The sequence below is a fragment of the Chitinophagales bacterium genome, assembly GCA_020636535.1.
Classification (GTDB): Bacteria; Bacteroidota; Bacteroidia; order Chitinophagales; family JADIYW01; genus JADJSS01.
In genome coordinates this window covers 2,112,603-2,131,083 of the sequence record JACJXT010000011.1, presented here as the reverse complement: position 1 = coordinate 2,131,083, position 18,481 = coordinate 2,112,603, and the positions used below count along the sequence as shown (strand labels likewise).

The window sequence follows — 18,481 nt, the reverse complement described above, 5'->3', positions numbered from 1 at the left end:
CTTTATTCCGTCTACTCTGAATGAAATGAAGAGTCTCCAAGTTCCATAACAAGATACTTCGTTCGTACCTCACTCAGTATAGACGAATAAGAATATAACGCGTCACTCTGAGAGAAATGCAATGTAACGAAGAATCTCCAACAAAATAGCAGAGACTCTGCAATAAAACATACTTCAATTAAGTAAATAGATGTTTCGCTATCGCTCAACATGACGGATAACTGTAAAGAACCCCCGTCACTCTGAGCAACGCGAAGGATCCCTTACTTTATTCCGTCTACTCTGAATGAAATGAAGAGTCTCCAAGTTCCATAACAAGATACTTCGTTCGTGCCTCGCTCAGTATAGACGAATAAGAATATAACGCGTCACTCTGAGAGAAATGCAATGTAACGAAGAATCTCCAACAAAATAGCAGAAATTAAAATAAAGTATCTTCTCATTAAACTTAGGAGATGTTTCGTTCGTACCTCACTCAACATGACGGATAATAGTAAAGAATCCCCGTCTACTCTGAGCAAAGCGAAGAGTCTCCTGTCTAATCGAGATGTTTTTCTCGTATCTCACTCAACATGAAGGAAGAATAAAAATATTTATGGAAATTGTTCTATTCTGTCGTCTAAATAGTATGACAAAAGGAGGATATATTTACATACTCAGTAATCAACACAATACCACATTGTACATAGGTGTTACATCTAATTTGGTAAATAGAGTTTATGAACATAAGACAAAAAGATATAGTAATAGTTTTTCTGCAAAATACAATCTAAACAAAATTATATATTATGAGTTTTTTGCCTCAATAGCAGAAGCTATTAACAGAGAACGGTATTTAAAAAGCAAGAAAAGAAATTATAAAGAACAGTTGATTAACTCAATAAACTCAGAATGGAAAGATTTATGGTATGATATTCAAGATTGTATTTAATGCCTCTCGTCACTCTGAGCGATAGCGAAGAGTCCCCAACGGCATAGTAGAAACTAAAAAGAAGTATTTTGTAATTAAACTAGGAGATGTTTCGCTATCACTCAACATGACGAATAACATACTTTTTGGGACAGTATGTATAAAGTGTCTACCATAAAAGGTTCGTATATCCGAACTGTTGTTGAAAATCAATTATTTAATTAGGAGAGAATAAGTAGTTATAAATAGTTCTTTGAAATAAAAAAGTTTAAAAAGTAGTGTTTCGTTTTGTAGGAAGTCTTTTTCAGCAATAGTGGCAAATATTTCGTAATTGCATTGCGAGGTACGAGCAATAAGCATGAAGAAATAAATTTGCCAACGGTTTGCGTAGTATAACGGAGCAAAATTGCCTTAAAAGACTTCTTGATTCTTGCCTGCTGGCAAGCAGGTTTTGTAACTTTTTCATCAAGGAAAAAGTTAATAATCCAACTATAAAACTTGCTTGCATTCATTTATAGTTTGCTTGTTTTTTATAATTTATAAGTGTATTGTAGGAAACTTCTTTCGGTAACACAAGAAAAAAAGACCTGCTCATAATGAACAGGTCTTTAAGCTATCTTTTAAATTGTATTTATTTTTATTCTGCATTTCCAGATGCTGGTTTAAAATCAACGCGTCTATTTACTTGATGTTGATTTTCGTTTTGTGCATCTTTAATTGTTGGATCTACCATTCCCATTGGTAGTTTTTTAAATCTATTTGCATCAATGCCATAGTTTTTAATGAGGTAATTAATAGCTGCATTAACTCTGTTTTCAGATAATTTTTGATTGTAAGCCATAGAACCTCTTGTGTCAGTATGTCCTTGAACTTCTACTATCAAATCTGATTTTTTCTGCATGGTTTGAGCTACTTTTTTTAACTCTGTAGCAGCTTCTGGTGTAATATTGTATTTGTTTAAATCAAAATAGATAGAAGATAGTTTCCATTCATCATCAATAACTTTAGTTTCTTTCTCTACTATGGTTTCTTTTACTACTTCTTTAATTGGATTTTGTTCAATAATTGTAATGTTTTTAACTGTATCAATTACATTTTTACAGTCTACAATTGGTAAGTTTGGATTAGAGTATGGTTCTGGATCTAATGCATCTACACAACCATCTTTATCGCTATCTAAAGTAACGCCTTTTGCATCTACAGGATAACCAGCTGGTGTATTTGGTTCTTGGTCAACAATATCTAACACACCATCTCCATCTGTATCTAGTAATACTTGAGGTTTTGGTGTGTGTTTATCATGGTAAACCATCATCATTTCCATAGGATTAACCCATTCTACATGTTCTTTTTGAGAACCAATTCTTCCGAACTTATAAGTAATATTCACATTCATATAAGCGTAAGCATCTCTATTAATTTTAGATAAAGAGTTTACTGTTTTTCCTTGATTATCGATATAAGTTTGAAAGTTGAATGCATCTAATTTATCTGAATTGGTAAAAGTAAAAGTACCTTCCATACCTATATCTATAGATTTGTTTACTTTAAATTTCATTCCTGTAGTTAAAGGAAATACCACTTCTGTATACTTGTTGGTGTAACCTCTTAAGTAAGAAGAGTTATCAATTGGTAAGTCATCAGAAACATTATATATGTTAGATTCTGCTCTAATCATACCAATACCAATTTTGTTGTATAGTGCAAATCTTCTTTCTTTAATTGGTTTACCAGTAATTTCTGCTTTAATAAATTTGTTGTATCCAAATGATAATCCCATCCAGTTTAAGTAAAAGTTTACAGTTGCTTGGTGAAATACATTAGTTTTAAAGTACACAGGTTCATTAAACCCAAGTTGATTCCAGTAATCTCTGTCCTCAGCAAAACCACCACGAGAAAGTGTTCTACCAGAAACTTTACCTAAGGTATAATCTACATTAATACCAAAAGCACTACCAAACATTTTAGTTAATCCAATACCAGCACCCCATTGTACTTCGCTAGGTTTTTTAAACTGTCTAAACCAGTCATAGCTTCTAATATCAGTGTATGGCATGGTAGCTCCACCGTGTAAAATTAAATTCCAGTCTTTTAAAAACTTGTTTGTTTCTAAAGTGTATTGCTTTACTTCTTTTTTTGATTTAGTTTTTGATTTGTCATCTTTGGCTTCTAAGCTAGTTTCGGTAGAAAAGGCATTAGCATAAATAGTACATAGAAAAATAACTATAATAAATGGTTTAATTTTCATAAGGTTTAATTTTAGTATAAAGTTAAGTATTATTTTTAATATATCACTCAGTATAGTTTAAATCTTTTCCGAAAGTTTCTTCTAATTTTTTCCAAGCTAATAAGGCAATGGAAATACATATAATTCCTACTGCAATATTTGAATATATTGTAGACAATCCTAGTTGATTTTTAAACAGTAAATACAAAGCATTGATAATTATCACTGCACCTCTTACAAAATTTGGTGCTGTATTGGTAACTGTAGAACGAATATTAATTCCGAAAGATTCGGCAGCTGTACTCATAAACACAGCCCAATATCCAATACTAAATCCTAGTAAAAATATCATACCATAAAAGAAAACAAGTCCTAGTTTTGCTATAAACCAAAATATAGTTACTAGTATAATTAAAAGTATCATATAATATAAAATAGCTTTTTTTCTACTCTTTAAATAGTTAGAAAGTAAGCCACAACAAACATCACCAATGGTTAAGCCAGAATAAATAAATAGTATAGCATAAATGGCTACGGTTTTTTTATCTGGATAAGTTAGGTGTAGTGCATCGGCTAATTCTGGTGCATACTTTGCATAGAGTTGTACTACATACCATATAGGAATGGCAATTGCAATAACTGCCAAATATTTAATAGCCGTTGCTTTATTTCTAAACAGTGTTCTAAAATCGCCCAATAGTATTTCTTTATCTTTGCTTTTTTCTTCTTTGAGTTGCGTAAACATACTCGATTCATATACACTTATTCGTAGAATTAACAATGCAAAACCCATAATACCACCAATAATGTAGCAAGTTCTCCAGTCGCCAACCCAAAGTACTAGTAAGCAACCAACTACTGCACCAAGCACACCAAATCCAGCAATAAAAGCAGTGGCAATACCTCTTTTTTCTTTGCTCATGCTTTCATTAACCAGCGTAACACCAGCACCTAATTCTCCAGCTAAACCAAATCCAGCAATTAATCGCAATATAGCATAGTGATTAATATCATGCACAAAACCATTGAGTGTATTGGCAATAGAGTAGGTGAGTATAGAACCAAACAATACTGTAATTCTACCTTTTTTATCGCCAAGCATTCCCCAAAAAATTCCGCCAAGTAGCATGCCTATCATTTGAAAGTTGTCTAAACGCATGCCTAGAGTTTCTAGTTGAGTGCCTTCAAAACCTAAACTTTGCAAAGAACTTACTCTTACCATACCAAAGAGTAATAAATCAAATACATCTACAAAATATCCTAATGCAGCAACTATTATAAGTATGCTTACTGATTTGCCATTGTCTTTAGTCATAGATATAAAAAATTATTTTTTGATTGCCATTTTAATAATTTCCCAATAGTTGTTTTTGAGTAATCCTTGCTCATAAAAACCTCGTTCTTTTAAAAGCTGATGTATTTTTGGATTATTATAACTTGGTGCATTTTGTAAGAAATGATGTTCTAAATGAAAATTAACATGCAACGGTGCGAATAAAATTTGTTCAACAAAATTAGCATAAGTAGTTCTTGTATTTTTATATGGATTGTTAGTGTCTTCTACAACAGAATGTTCTGCAATAGAACGAACGCGTAAGCTAAAATTATAAGTAGTGAGTAATGCTCCAATCCACAATAGATAAAGTAATGGTTTGCCAAAAGCAAGTAGTATTAAAAACATAATTAAGTTAGCAGTAATTGGTCCTCTTAAGTTATAATAAGCATTGGTAAAAATTTGTTTCCATGTTCTTTCTTCTTTCGGAATTTTTACAATTAGATTACCTAAGTTGTATTGTATAAAACCTAAATGCATAGCACCTAAAGCAAATTCGGTTTTTATGCCAGTCAATCCAATTAAGTCTCTAATGAATTTTCTAAGTAAACTCAACAATTTTGCAGGATAGTTTTTTACTAAATTTAAATCAGGATCATCTACTGTACCAGTAGCAACATGATGTTGAAAATGATAAGGTCGATATTGTTCTACATTGTGAAAGATTGGATAAGCTCCTAACCAATTACCTACAAAATTATTGAGTTTTTTGGTTTTAAATAAAGAATAGTGAGAAGTATCGTGCATAATTATGGCACAACCTAATTGTTTCCCACCAATTATAAACAATGCTATGATTACGGTAAATATATTTGGAAAAAATCCGACTAAAGCAAAAGCAAAAATAATCCAAAACCAAACAGAAAAAATAGATAACCATGCTTTGGTATTTGATTTTTCGTGTAATTTTTTGATTTCTTCTTTACTAAGATAAGTATTGATGATTTGCTTGTATTTAACTACTTGATTATTTTCTGGTGCAACATCAAACTTCCATGCATTTCTCGTTTTACTCATGTGCTTAACTTCTATTATAGTAATATCTAACAAAAGTATTAAAATTAATATTGTTATAACACTTCATTACAATAAATTTTAAAATTGGAATAGTTTTTGTAATATTACCAATAAAAATTTATCAATTATGGGATTATTTAATTTTATTAAAACAGCAGGACAAAAAATCTTCAAAAACAAGAAAGCAGAAGAACAAACTACTGAAGAAGATAAGCATGTTGCTGCTCAAGAACTATTAGACTATATTAAAACTTTAGGATTTGATGTAGCAAAATTAAGAGTGGCTGTACTAGGAGATACAGTAACGGTAAGCGGAGAAGTAGAAACGCAAGAAGCCAGAGAAAAAATTATTTTAGCAGTAGGTAATGTAGAAGGTGTTGGTGTAGTTAACGACGAATTTACTGTTGCCGAAGTAAAAGAACCTGCTCAGTTTTATACTGTAGTTGCTGGTGATACTTTATCTAAAATTGCAAAAAATACACTTGGCAATGCAAACTCTTACATGGTTATTTTTGAAGCTAACAAACCAATGTTAGAACATCCTGATAAAATTTATCCAGGACAAGTTTTAAGAATACCAACGGTATAAAATAATATTTGTCATTCCAAAATTTGTTTGGAATCTAATTTATAGAAAGACTGTCTGATTTATTTGGACAGTCTTTTTTTATTTAAGAAAAAATACTAATTTGTATTGTAATACCATGAAGAAATTGACTTATATAATTGCTTGTTTAATACTGCTAAAGTTTGTAGCAGTTGCAAATACCAATAATTATACTATAAGTGTATTGCAAACACAAATTGACACTTCATTTCATTTTAATATTACTGTTACAGATTCAATGCTCTTGTTTAAAAAATCTATCAATCAACCAGCTTTAAGCATTTTAATTTCTGACGATGAAAGTAAAGTGTTAAAAGATTTTGTTTTTGATACAGATAGTTTATTTTTGAGTATTGATGATTTAAAAGAGCCAACTTATTTAATTAATATTTTTACAAAAGATTTTATTAAGAATGATATGTATCAATTAAATAAGCTAACAAAGGAATAGGAAAAGAATGAACAACAGTATAAAAGATAGCGAATTTAATGCATTAGTGAAATTATTAGATGATAATGATTGGGAAGTATTTAATCATGTTCAGCAAAAATTAATATCTTTTGGTGAACCAAGTATTCCAATGTTAGAAAATGCTTGGATGCAAGCAGATAATGAAACACTACAACAAAGATTAGAAACAGTTATTCAGTCAATACAATTTTCAAATATAAAGGATAGATTTATTACTTGGATTGATAATGGTTGTGTAGATTTATTAGAACCAAGTATTTTAGTAGCCAAGTGTTTCTATCCAGATATTGATGAAAATATTATTATAGAAAAACTAAATAGATTAAACAAAAGTATTTGGTTAGAACTCAACGCATCACTTTCTGCATTAGAAGAAGTACAAGTAATTAATAATGTAATATTCCGACTCAATGCTTACTTTGGCGAGCAAGTCAATACACCAAATCCAGATCCAAACTTAGGTTTTATCAATAAATTACTAGAAACCAAAAAAGGCAATAGTATATCTTTAAGTATTTTATATTTAATTTTAGCTCAAAAAAATGATTTGCCAATTTATGGTGTGTATTTACCATTTCATTTTATAATGGCATATACCAAAAGAAATTTGTCTGTTGAAGAATTAAATCAAAAAGATCAAGATAAAAGTGTAATGTTTTACTTAAATCCATTGAACAAAGGCATTGCATTTTCAAGAATAGAAATCACCAATTATCTCAAACAAATAAAATTAGAGAAAGAACAGAGTTACTATTCGCCATGTCATAATAGTCAAGTCATTAAAGCATTGTTGTACAACCAAATTGCTTGTTTTCAGCAAAGCAAAAATCAAGTTATGATTGAAAAATTAGAATCGTTGTTAAACTTATTAGATAAAGATTTACCTACTCAATTTTAAATTATACAACTGAGCACCACCAACTAGCAAACCACCTATTACGCCAAATACATGATGCAAGAATAAACTATCTGCAATAAAATGTATCATACTAGAAATTAATAATAGCACTAATCCAATAACAAACAAAATAATAGGTTTTTTGTTGTGATGATGATAGCGATAACCATGTTTTAATGAAGACGAACCTAGTAAAACAATACCTAAAATAATAAGCAATTCAATCCAATGGTTTTCATGCATAAAAGTACCAGCAAAAGGCAAAACAACTACTAAAACTGGTGTAAATAAGCAGTGAACAATACAAATGGCAGATAAAATTAAAGAAACTTTATTAGCTTTGTGGTCGTGTAAATGTGCTTCTGTACTCATTGAAGATACAAAAATACAAAAAGTGCAACTCAGTTGCAAGTTAATTTTTTATTATGTCAGATATTGTTAGTAAAATAAAAGAACATGGCTTGCGAATTACACCAATTCGTAAAGAAATTCTAACTGTATTTAATACTACAGATTTTGCATTATCACATGCAGATATCGAAACAAAATTTGCTCATATTTACGATAGAGTAACCATTTACAGAACGCTAACAGCTTTTGTAGAAGCTGGCATCATTCACAAAATAAGCGATGAAACAGGTATTGCCAAATATGCAATGTGTCATCATCATCAAATAGAACACGAACATCAAGACAATCATGTACATTTTAAATGTAGTGTTTGCGAAAAAATAGAATGTCTGCATAGTTTACAAATTCCAGATTTCCATTTGCCAAAAAACTACACAATGCAACAAGCTAATTTATTAGTAGAAGGCATTTGTGCTAATTGTAATCAGTAGAATTTGTTACTATAAAAGATTTTGTGGTATAATGAATAGAATATTTTTTGCAATTCATAATTCAAATGATGACCTTCAATAAATTTAGAGAGAACAAATAAAAAAGCGTTAAGAAAATCTTGTTGTTTGAGTGAAGCGAGTTTCAAGATTTTTAGCTTTTTTAAGCAGTTCGAGCGTAAAGAATTTATTGCAGTCTTGATTTTTTGTTACTTTTGTATCAAGACAAAAGTAAGCTTATTAATATGTTTAATTTATTCAAAAAAGAAGACAAAATACCTGTACACAATATAATTTATTTAACAGATAAAGAAAAAAATGAACAACTATTGGCATCTGTCGACTTAGATGAATTTCCTATTTACTTTTGTTATTTCGAAGATACCAAAAACGCATTTTCTAATCTATTTGATAATCACTCAATAAAATATGATTTAATTCAATTGCCTAAAATAGAAAATCAATCTATTTATCTGTTTGTTTTAGAAAAAGTTAAAAATACATCAAGTAATGCACTTGTTTATGTAGGAATAGAAAGATTTCCTTTGTTATCTACTGAAAATATATTCCATAAAACACTACAAGAACAAGGAATTAGAAGTATTTTGTATTATATATCTTTTGATGATGAATTAATTAAAATTTATACATCAGATAGATTAAAAAATATGCTACAAAATTTAGGTTTTAAGGAAGGCGAAAGTATCTCACATAATATGATAGATAACTCAGTAACTAGAGCACAAGAAAAAATAGCACAACAAGTAAACGCAAAACAATATTTTCCAGCTAAAAATATCTCAGATTGGTTACAAAAAAATGCTAGGAATTAACACAGACCATTGCCACTCATAAAAGATACTGATAAATCTAATACTCAGAGTTTTCTTTGAATAACTCTGAGTGGAAAGAATAACTCTGAGTGAAAAGAAAACTATTTCCATCAGTGTCACTCGTAGAGGACACTGATGAATCCTGAATACTTATACTGCAACATTTAGTCTGTATTTTTGTTTATACTTGTGTACAGTTAGGTATTTGTAAAATAATTTATAGAACTTTGTAAAAATTTCATTATATGACAAACGCAGTATTAAAATTTGATTTACCAAACAACGAACCAATTCTAGGATATGCTAAAGATAGTATAGAAAGAAGTGCTATTAGAGAAGAATTAAATAGAAGAAAAAAAGCAATTATAGATATTCCACAATTTATAAATGGAAAAGAAGTTAGAACAAATGATACTGTTGACTTATTTCCACCACACGAAATCAAACATAAAATAGGACATTATCATAAAGGAACAAACGAGCATATTCATTTAGCAATAGATGCAGCTTTAAATGCTAAAGAAGCATGGCAAAATTTACCATGGCAAAATCGTTTGGCTATATTTCAAAAAGCTGCTGATTTAGTAAGTGGAAAATATCGTGCAGCTATCAATGCATCAACGATGTTAGCACAAAGCAAAAATTTGTTTCAAGCAGAAATAGATGCAGCTTGCGAATTAGCAGATTTCCTACGATTTAATGTCTATTATGCATCACAAATTTATCAAGAGCAACCAAAAAATGATACCAATATTAGAAATTCTGTAGAATACAGAGCATTAGAAGGTTTTGTTTTTGCTGCTACACCATTTAATTTTACAGCAATTGCAGCCAATTTGTTTGCAGCTCCAGCACTTATGGGAAATGTGGTTGTTTGGAAACCATCACCACATCAAATTTATTCTGCATGGACGATTATGGAAATTTTTAGAGAAGCAGGTTTGCCAAATGGAGTAGTTAATATGATTTTTACAGATGCTATTGAAACATCTAAAATAGTTTACGAACATAAAGATTTTGCTGCTTTACATTTTACTGGCTCAACTTTTGTGTTTCAAGAAGCTTGGAAGCAAATAGGTTTGAATATAGATAAATACAAAAGTTATCCAAGAATAGTAGGAGAGACTGGTGGTAAAGATTTTATTTTTGTACACAACTCTGCTGATGTAAAAGTAGCAGCTACAGCAATTTTAAGAGGAGCTTTCGAGTATCAAGGTCAAAAATGTTCGGCGTGTTCTCGTGCGTATATTCCAAAATCTATTTGGGAGAATTTGTGGGAAGTCATGTACAACGATTTAAAATCTTTTAAACAAGGTAGTGTCGAAGATTTTTCTACCATTATGAATGCAGTAATTTCAGCCGATTCATTTAATAGAATTACAGGATATATTGAAGATGCCAAAGCCAACGATGATAATATTTTTATGTTTGGTGGAAATTATGACAACTCAGAAGGATATTTTATAGAACCAACCGTTATTCTCACTAAAAATCCAAAGTCGAGAACAATGGAAGAAGAGATTTTTGGACCAGTACTCACAATTTATTTATATGATGATGAATTACTTGACGAAACCTTGCAACTGCTAGACGAAACTTCTCCGTATGCATTAACAGGAGCAATCATTGCTCAAGATGTTTATGCCATTGATTATTTAAAAGACAAACTGACCAATAACGCAGGAAACTTTTACATCAACGATAAATGTACTGGAGCAGTAGTAGGACAACAACCATTTGGTGGAGCAAGAAAATCTGGTACTAATGATAAAGCAGGAAGCAAATTTCATTTGTTGAGATTTGTATCACCAAGAACTGTAAAAGAAAATTTCCATCCACCAACCAATTACAAATATCCATACATGAAAGCGTAGTGGAGGATTAAGAACATTAAATTCCTTTCTAATACATAGAATTCAAAGTAGAGTACTATCTGAATAACTATAGTTATACCAAGAGTTTCACGCATGGTTACTCCAATTGAAGTATGACATACTTCTAGTTCTAAATAAGAAGTGCGTAGTACTTCAACTTTATTAGCACTAGCTTTTAACCCAAATTACGCATTAGAAATTTATTCCGAAAAAATTCTACTTTATATTTACTTCAGTACTCATTTTTTTATACTCAATGTAGCTAAAACTACATTTCCGTGAAAAAAATTCCGTGCTTTGTAAATATTTTGTATAATTTTCTCTCATGACAAAGTCTAATGCGTAATTTGGGTTTAAGTAGTAAAGCATGGCGTAGCTACGCAACCTTTTTAAAAACGAAATGAACCTATTTTTCCTAGTGCGTAATTTAGAATTAAAATATATCACAACTCTATTCAAAGAACAATTATGAAAGAAGTCTATTCTTACATTTTTTTGTATTTTTATCCTTAGATGAACTTACCAATTAAGTACTGTTTTAATTGTGGAGCTACAATGTCTTTTCAAGCAGTTGTAGGCGATACACACAAACGATTTGTATGTAATAGTTGTCACAATATACATTATACTAATCCCAATGTAGTAGTAGGAGCATTGGTGCATTATCAAAATAAAGTATTGTTATGTAAAAGAGCAATTGAGCCAAGAAAAGGTTTTTGGAATTTACCAGCAGGATATTTAGAAGATAATGAAAAAGTAGAAGACGGAGCAACACGAGAAGTATGGGAAGAAGCTGGAGCTAATATTAAAATTATACAACCATATGTAATTTATAATTTGCCACAAGCCAATCAAGTGTATATACATTTTTTAGCAGAACTTACAGATGGCATTATTAGAAACGGAGAGGAAAGTTTAGCTTCTGCACTATTTGATGAAGCAGAGATACCATGGAAAGAAATGGCTTTTACATCATCAACATATACTTTAAATAGATTTTTTGAAGATAGAAAAACGGGCAATTTCAAAACGCATTTGGCAACTTTTCCAGATAAATAAACATATTACATTTGGCATTAGTTAACTTAATAAGTGCGTAGCACTTCAACCTTATTAGAAATGATAGAAAGTTTATAAAATACAGCGTAGCTGTATCACCTTTAATATCTGTTTAAATCTAAATTAATGATAAACAGTATTTTACAATAACTTTTAAACCGAACTCAGGTTTTTAGTTTTATTGAATAGCTAGCACCTATCCATTTACCATTAAAGCAGATTGGTCTTTGGCTTCGAGTTGTGTTTCTCCCATTAGGTAAATATCTACGGCTCTAGCACATTCTCTTCCATGACTAATGGCTCTTACTACTAAACTCTGTCCAGTGTACATGTCGCCAGTAGCAAATACATTGCTAATATTGGTTTGGTAATTATTGGTATTTACATTTTTTCTAGCATCTAATTCAACACCTAATTGCTCTAACATACCTTCGTACTGTGGATGCACAAATCCCATTGCTAATAAAGCTAATTCGCAAGGCACTTCTTTTTCAGTTCCTGCAACTGGCTCAAAAATTTGTCTACCATCGGCTTGTTTTTTCCACTCAATTTCTACCATTTTAATAGCTCTTAGGTTGCCATTGTCATCACCTAGAAATTCCATACTGTTCATACTCCATTTTCTATCGCAACCTTCTTCATGAGAAGATGAAGTTCTCAACATCACAGGATATTCTGGCCAAGGTGTTGCTTCACTTCTTTCAACTGGTGGTTTTGGCATCAATTCTATTTGTAAGATAGATTTAGCTCCATGTCTGTTTGAAGTACCAACACAGTCAGAACCTGTATCACCTCCACCAATTACTACTACATTTTTATCAGTTGCCCAAATATCGCCATTTTCATAAGTCATGCCTCTGTGGTCGACTTTGGTTTCAATATTGGCTACTCTTTTATTTTGTTGCGATAAAAATTCCATCGCAGGATAAATACCTTTAAAGTTTCTACCTGGAATAGGTAAATCTCTAGGAACAGTACTGCCACCAGCTAAAACAATAGCATCAAATTCGCTTTGTAAATCGGCAACTGGAACATTAACACCAACATTAGCATTGGTTTTAAAAGTAACACCTTCTTGTTCCATTAAATCTACTCTTCTTTGAACTATATTTTTACCTAATTTAAAATCTGGAATACCATATCGTAGTAAGCCACCAATTTTATCAGCTCTTTCAAAAACAGTTACACTATGACCAGCTTTATTTAATTGCTCAGCTACTGCTAAACCAGCTGGTCCAGAACCAACTACAGCTACTTTCTTTCCAGTACGATAATCAATCTTTCTTGGTTGAATTAGGTTTAACTCAAACCCTTTTTCTATAATTGTTTTTTCAATATGCTCAATAGCTACTGGTGGTTGATTGATGCCTAACACACAAGAGGATTCGCATGGTGCTGGACAAATTCTTCCTGTAAACTCTGGAAAATTATTAGTAGATAATAAAATATCTAAAGCTAATTGCCAATCTTTTTGATAGACTGCATCGTTGAACTCTGGTATAATATTGCCTAATGGACAACCTGAATGACAGAAAGGAACGCCACAATCCATACATCTTGCTGCTTGTTGATTGGTTTTTTCATCAGCAAATGGTTCATAGAATTCCTTATAATCTTTTATTCTATCTTGAACAGCTTTATACTTAGGTAATTCTCTTGTAAATTCTTTAAATCCTGTAGGTTTTCCCATAAAATAATTGATTTATATGTTAACAGTTTGATTAGCAATATTTTTTCTTTCTTGTAACACGCGTTTATAATCGGTTGGCATTACTTTAACAAACAATTGAGATTTTACTTCCCAATTATTAATGATACTCTTAGCAACAGCACTATCAGTATATTTTAAATGATTACTGATTAAGCCATGCAATGTATTTAAGTCTTCTTGGTCTAACTCTTCTAACTCTACCATTTCTTTATTTACATTTTTCGCAAAGTTATTGTCAAAATCAAATACATAAGCAATACCTCCACTCATACCAGCAGCAAAGTTTCTACCAGTAGCACCTAATATTACAGCAATACCACCAGTCATATACTCGCAACCATGGTCTCCAATGCCTTCCACTACAGTTTTAACACCAGAGTTTCTAACACAGAATCTTTCACCAGCCATACCATTAATATATGCTTCGCCACTTGTAGCACCATAAAATGCCACATTACCAATAATAATATTGTTTGATGGATTGAATGTTGCTAATTTAGAAGGACGAATGACTAGTTTTCCACCAGATAATCCTTTACCAAAGTAGTCGTTTGCTTCGCCATGAATTTTAAAGGAAACACCTGGAGCTAAAAAAGCACCAAAACTTTGTCCAGCAGAACCAGTAAAGTTGACTTGAATAGTATCTTCTGATAAGCCATCGCCTTTATATTTTGATGAAATATAGTAGGATAACATTGCACCAACAGTTCTGTCAGTATTGACTATGTTAGTATTAATTTCAACTTTCTCTTGATTTTCTAAAGCAGGTTTAGCTTCTTCTATTAAAGTTAAATCCATTACACCTTCATTCTTAGGATGAACTTGTGCCATTTGCTTGTACAAACCAACATCAGTACCAACATTTTCTTTAAATAAAATTGGATTCAAATCTAGGTATTTGTATTTCCAATGGTCAATATTGTCTCTTTTCTTTAATAACTGCGTTTGTCCAACCATTTCATCAATCGTTTTAAAACCTAATTCAGCCATAATTTCTCTTAGCTCTTGAGCCAAGAATGTAAAGAAGTTAACGACATATTGTGGATCGCTTTCAAATCTTGCTCTTAGCTCTTTATCTTGCGTAGCAATACCAACAGGACAAGTATTTAGATGACATTTACGCATCATAATACAACCCATTACTACTAAACCAGCCGTAGCAATTCCCCATTCTTCTGCACCTAAAAGCGTAGCAATAGCAATATCTTTACCTGTTCTAAGTTGTCCGTCTGTTTGTAGCACTACTCTACTTCTTAAATTATTTTTTACTAGTGTTTGATGTGCTTCAGCCAAACCTAATTCCCAAGGTAAACCAGCATGTTTAATAGAAGAAATTGGCGATGCACCAGTTCCACCATCGTAACCAGAAACTAAAATAACATCTGATTTTGCTTTAGCCACACCAGCAGCAATGGTTCCTACACCAGCTTCTGCTACTAGTTTTACATTTATTCTTGCATCTGGATTAGCATTTTTTAAATCATAGATTAATTGAGCTAAATCTTCAATAGAATAAATATCGTGATGTGGTGGTGGTGAAATTAAACCTACACCAGGTGTTGAGTGTCTTACTCTACCAATCCATTCATCTACTTTATGACCAGGCAACTGACCACCTTCTCCAGGTTTAGCACCTTGTGCCATTTTAATTTGCAATTCTTCTGCATTAGCTAAATAGTAAGAAGTAACGCCAAATCTACCAGAAGCAACTTGTTTAATAGCAGAGCGTTCCCAATCACCATTTTCTTTTTTCTCAAATCTTATTTCATCTTCGCCACCTTCTCCAGAATTAGATTTTCCACCAATTCTATTCATAGCAATTGCTAAGGTTGTGTGTGCTTCATAAGAAATAGATCCAAAAGACATTGCTCCAGTAGCAAATCTTGTTAAAATATTTTCAACTGGTTCTACTTCATTAATATCAATAGGTTTCGCATTGCTCATATCAAACTCTAATAAGCTTCTTAGTGTAATTGCTTTTTCTGTTTGATTGTTGATTGCAGCAGAATATTGTTTGAATAATTGATAGTCGTTTTTCTTAGTAGAATGTTGTAGTAAATGAATACTATTTGGATTAAACATATGTGTTTCTCCTCTTCGTTTCCATTGATACACACCACCTACTTCTAAGTGAGCATATTGATTTTCTACATCAGGATATGCTAAAGCATGTTTTTTAAGTGTTTCTTTTGCAATTTCATCAAAACCAATTCCGCCTAAACGAGAAACAGTATTAGTAAAACATTTATTGACAACAGCTTCACTTAAACCTACAATCTCAAAGATTTGAGCACCATGATAAGATTGATAAGTAGAAATTCCCATTTTAGAGAAAATCTTTAATAAACCATTACTAGCAGCTTTGATATAGTTATCTACTAAGTAATCGTCAGTTTTTTCTAAATGATTTAGTTTAGTCTTATTTAAATCGTAGATGCTTTGATAAGCTAAATATGGATTGATAGCAGAAGCACCAAAACCAATATGTGTAGCAAAGTGATGTACTTCTCTAATGTCGCCACTTTCTACAACCAAAGAACAATCGATTCTTGTTTTAGAACGAATAAGATGATGATGAACAGCACCAACGGCTAATAAAGAAGGAATTGGAGCATTGTCTTTATCTACACCTTTATCAGATAATATAATAATATTATTACCATCTGCAACTGCATCTTCAGCTTCTGCACATATTCTGTTAATCGCTCTTTCTAAAGCACCAGCTTTTCCATTAGTAGGAAAATGTGTTTTAATGGTATAAATCTTAAAATCTGGATGGTTGATATATCTCAGCTTAGCAATATCTGCATTGGTTAATATAGGTTGTCTTATATGTATTTGCTTTGCATGATTTTCTGAAGTAGTTAAAATACTACTAGCACCACCTAAAGTTGTAAAAGTACTCATTACCATTCTTTCACGAATTGGATCGATTGGTGGATTGGTAACTTGTGCAAATAACTGTTTAAAGTAGTTTGATAAGTTTTGAGATTGATCGGACAAAACAGCTAAAGGCGTATCTGTTCCCATAGAGCCAATAGGTTCTTTTCCAGTAGTTGTCATTGGTTCTACAATAACTTTTAAATCTTCGGAAGTATAACCAAATGCCAATTGCTGAGTTAGTAAATCTTCTTTGTTAAGTATAATTTCTTTTTTGGTAGATTTTGGTAAATCTTTAAAAGTAATTTTGTGCTTGTTTAACCACTCTCTATATGGATAAGCAGTACAAATTTTCTTTTTTAGTTCCGTATCTGAAATAATTCTACCTTGTTCCATGTCTATAATAAACATTTTACCAGGTTGTAATCTTCCTTTTTTAACTACTTTATCTTCTTGAGTTGGTACAGCACCAGCTTCTGACGACATGACTACAATATCATCATTGTATACAACATAACGAGAAGGTCTTAAACCATTTCTATCTAGTGTAGCACCAACAATTTTTCCATCGGTAAAACAAATAGAAGCAGGACCATCCCAAGGTTCCATCATACAGTCGTGATATTCATAAAATGCTTTTTTCCAGTCTTCCATTTGTTCATTATCCTGCCATGCTTCTGGAATTAACATCATTAATACATGAGGTAAAGAACGACCAGATAAGTACAATAACTCTACTATATTATCTAAGTTAGCTGAATCTGATTGGTCTGCATCACAAATAGGAAACAAAATTTCTAGCTCATCTTTAGTAAACACTTCACAATCTAATAAGTGTTCTCTAGTACGCATCCAGTTTAAGTTACCTCTAAGTGTATTTATTTCACCATTATGAGCAAGAAATCTGAATGGTTGAGCCAATTTCCATTTAGGAAATGTATTAGTAGAAAATCTTGAATGTACCAAAGCAAGTGCCGATGTAAGTGCTTGATTGTTTAACTCAGGATAGTATTGTCTAACTTGAAAAGTAGTCAACTGTCCTTTGTAAATAATTGTTCTGCAAGACAAAGAACTGTAGTAAAAACTATCTTTTTCACCTAATAGCTCATGAATTTTATGTGTAGTATAAGCTCTAAAGATGTACAACTTTCTTTCGAGAGCAATATCTTCTTCTATTTCAAAATTTGGTTGTAAGAATATTTGTTGTACAAAAGGTTCGACAGCTAAAGCACTTGGTCCAATAGGCTGATTGTTTACAGACAGTGTTCTAAATCCTAGAATAGTAAACCGAAACTTAGTTGCAGCATGTTTAATTATTTTTAAGCACGCTTCTCTTTTTTCTAAATCTTTCGGAAAAAATACTAAGCCAGTACCATACTCTCCTTTATTAGGAAGTGTAAAACCTAAACCATCTGCTTCTTGTTTATAGAAGTTATGAGGAATTTGAATTAAGATACCAGCACCATCACCTGTATTTTCTTCACATCCACAAGCACCTCTATGTTCCATATTTTCTAGCATTACTAAAGCATCCTCTATAATTTGATGCGAAGCAACTCCTTTCATGTGTGCTACAAAACCAATACCACAAGCATCTTTCTCAAATGAAGGGCGATATAATCCACCACTATTTAAATTGTTATTAGTCATCTATCTCTATATTTTAATTTGAAAAGAAAAATAGCGAACTACTATATTAAGCATATTTCTCATTTGTTTAGAAAATACAGCGTTTAAGAAATTTTTATCAATACATAAAGAGAGTTAACATCTTATTGATATAAAGCATTATTTCGTTAAAAAACAAACACATTAAAATTT

At 31.4% G+C, this 18,481-nt stretch carries 14 protein-coding genes; 8 read left to right on the top strand and 6 right to left on the bottom strand.

Annotated elements, in window-relative coordinates; translation table 11 throughout:
- The first annotated feature begins 628 nt into the window (after positions 1 to 628).
- Positions 629 to 931: a GIY-YIG nuclease family protein gene (locus tag H6553_09780; protein MCB9034114.1), complete on the top strand. Its 303-nt coding sequence runs from the start codon at positions 629 to 631 to the stop codon at positions 929 to 931.
- Positions 932 to 1,547: 616 nt separating this feature from the next.
- Here the strand turns inward: H6553_09780 and H6553_09775 are convergent.
- Genes H6553_09775 through H6553_09765 form a run of 3 tightly spaced genes read right to left on the bottom strand, consistent with a single transcriptional unit; the run spans position 1,548 to position 5,487 of the window.
- Positions 1,548 to 3,158 (bottom strand): OmpA family protein, encoded by a 1,611-nt coding sequence (locus tag H6553_09775; protein MCB9034113.1) that lies wholly within the window; start codon positions 3,156 to 3,158, stop codon positions 1,548 to 1,550.
- A gap of 43 nt (positions 3,159 to 3,201) precedes the next feature.
- Positions 3,202 to 4,452 carry an MFS transporter gene (locus H6553_09770; GenBank protein ID MCB9034112.1) on the bottom strand — a complete coding sequence of 417 codons (1,251 nt, stop codon included), beginning with the start codon at positions 4,450 to 4,452 and terminating at the stop codon, positions 3,202 to 3,204.
- 12 nt (positions 4,453 to 4,464) lie between these two features.
- On the bottom strand, positions 4,465 to 5,487 hold the full coding sequence (locus H6553_09765; GenBank protein MCB9034111.1) for a fatty acid desaturase family protein: 1,023 nt from the start codon (positions 5,485 to 5,487) through the stop codon (positions 4,465 to 4,467).
- A gap of 127 nt (positions 5,488 to 5,614) precedes the next feature.
- Here H6553_09765 and lysM point away from each other — a divergent pair, with 127 nt between their 5' ends.
- The 3 genes from lysM (at position 5,615) to H6553_09750 (ending at position 7,464) form a co-directional block, all read left to right on the top strand.
- Positions 5,615 to 6,076 carry a peptidoglycan-binding protein LysM gene (lysM, locus tag H6553_09760; protein MCB9034110.1) on the top strand — a complete coding sequence of 154 codons (462 nt, stop codon included), beginning with the start codon at positions 5,615 to 5,617 and terminating at the stop codon, positions 6,074 to 6,076.
- Between the two features lie 115 nt (positions 6,077 to 6,191).
- Positions 6,192 to 6,545, top strand: coding sequence for a hypothetical protein (locus tag H6553_09755; protein MCB9034109.1), 354 nt, complete (start codon positions 6,192 to 6,194; stop codon positions 6,543 to 6,545).
- A 7-nt stretch (positions 6,546 to 6,552) separates the two neighbouring features.
- Entirely contained in the window at positions 6,553 to 7,464 is a 912-nt protein-coding gene (locus H6553_09750; GenBank protein MCB9034108.1) for a hypothetical protein, read from the top strand.
- On the opposite strand, the gene H6553_09745 is transcribed toward H6553_09750, so the two are convergent.
- Positions 7,447 to 7,836, bottom strand: a complete 390-nt coding sequence (locus H6553_09745) for a MerC domain-containing protein (GenBank protein ID MCB9034107.1) — start codon at positions 7,834 to 7,836, stop codon at positions 7,447 to 7,449. The genes H6553_09750 and H6553_09745 overlap by 18 nt on opposite strands.
- A 53-nt stretch (positions 7,837 to 7,889) precedes the next feature.
- On the opposite strand from H6553_09745, the gene H6553_09740 reads away from it, so the two are divergent.
- The 4 genes from H6553_09740 to H6553_09725 all read left to right on the top strand — a co-directional run bounded on the left by H6553_09740 (position 7,890) and on the right by H6553_09725 (position 12,069).
- Positions 7,890 to 8,306 carry a transcriptional repressor gene (locus H6553_09740; GenBank protein MCB9034106.1) on the top strand — a complete coding sequence of 139 codons (417 nt, stop codon included), beginning with the start codon at positions 7,890 to 7,892 and terminating at the stop codon, positions 8,304 to 8,306.
- 242 nt (positions 8,307 to 8,548) lie between these two features.
- Positions 8,549 to 9,136 carry a hypothetical protein gene (locus H6553_09735; protein ID MCB9034105.1) on the top strand — a complete coding sequence of 196 codons (588 nt, stop codon included), beginning with the start codon at positions 8,549 to 8,551 and terminating at the stop codon, positions 9,134 to 9,136.
- Positions 9,137 to 9,381: 245 nt separating this feature from the next.
- A complete protein-coding gene (gene pruA / locus H6553_09730; protein MCB9034104.1) occupies positions 9,382 to 11,010 on the top strand; it encodes an L-glutamate gamma-semialdehyde dehydrogenase in 1,629 nt (542 codons plus the stop codon).
- Positions 11,011 to 11,523: 513 nt separating this feature from the next.
- On the top strand, positions 11,524 to 12,069 hold the full coding sequence (locus tag H6553_09725; GenBank protein MCB9034103.1) for an NUDIX hydrolase: 546 nt from the start codon (positions 11,524 to 11,526) through the stop codon (positions 12,067 to 12,069).
- Positions 12,070 to 12,265: 196 nt separating this feature from the next.
- Here H6553_09725 and H6553_09720 read toward each other — a convergent pair whose 3' ends face one another.
- Complete coding sequence (locus H6553_09720; protein MCB9034102.1) at positions 12,266 to 13,759, bottom strand: glutamate synthase subunit beta; 1,494 nt, start codon at positions 13,757 to 13,759, stop codon at positions 12,266 to 12,268.
- A 12-nt stretch (positions 13,760 to 13,771) separates the two neighbouring features.
- Positions 13,772 to 18,310: a glutamate synthase large subunit gene (gene gltB, locus H6553_09715; protein ID MCB9034101.1), complete on the bottom strand. Its 4,539-nt coding sequence runs from the start codon at positions 18,308 to 18,310 to the stop codon at positions 13,772 to 13,774.
- Positions 18,311 to 18,481: the final 171 nt, after the last annotated feature.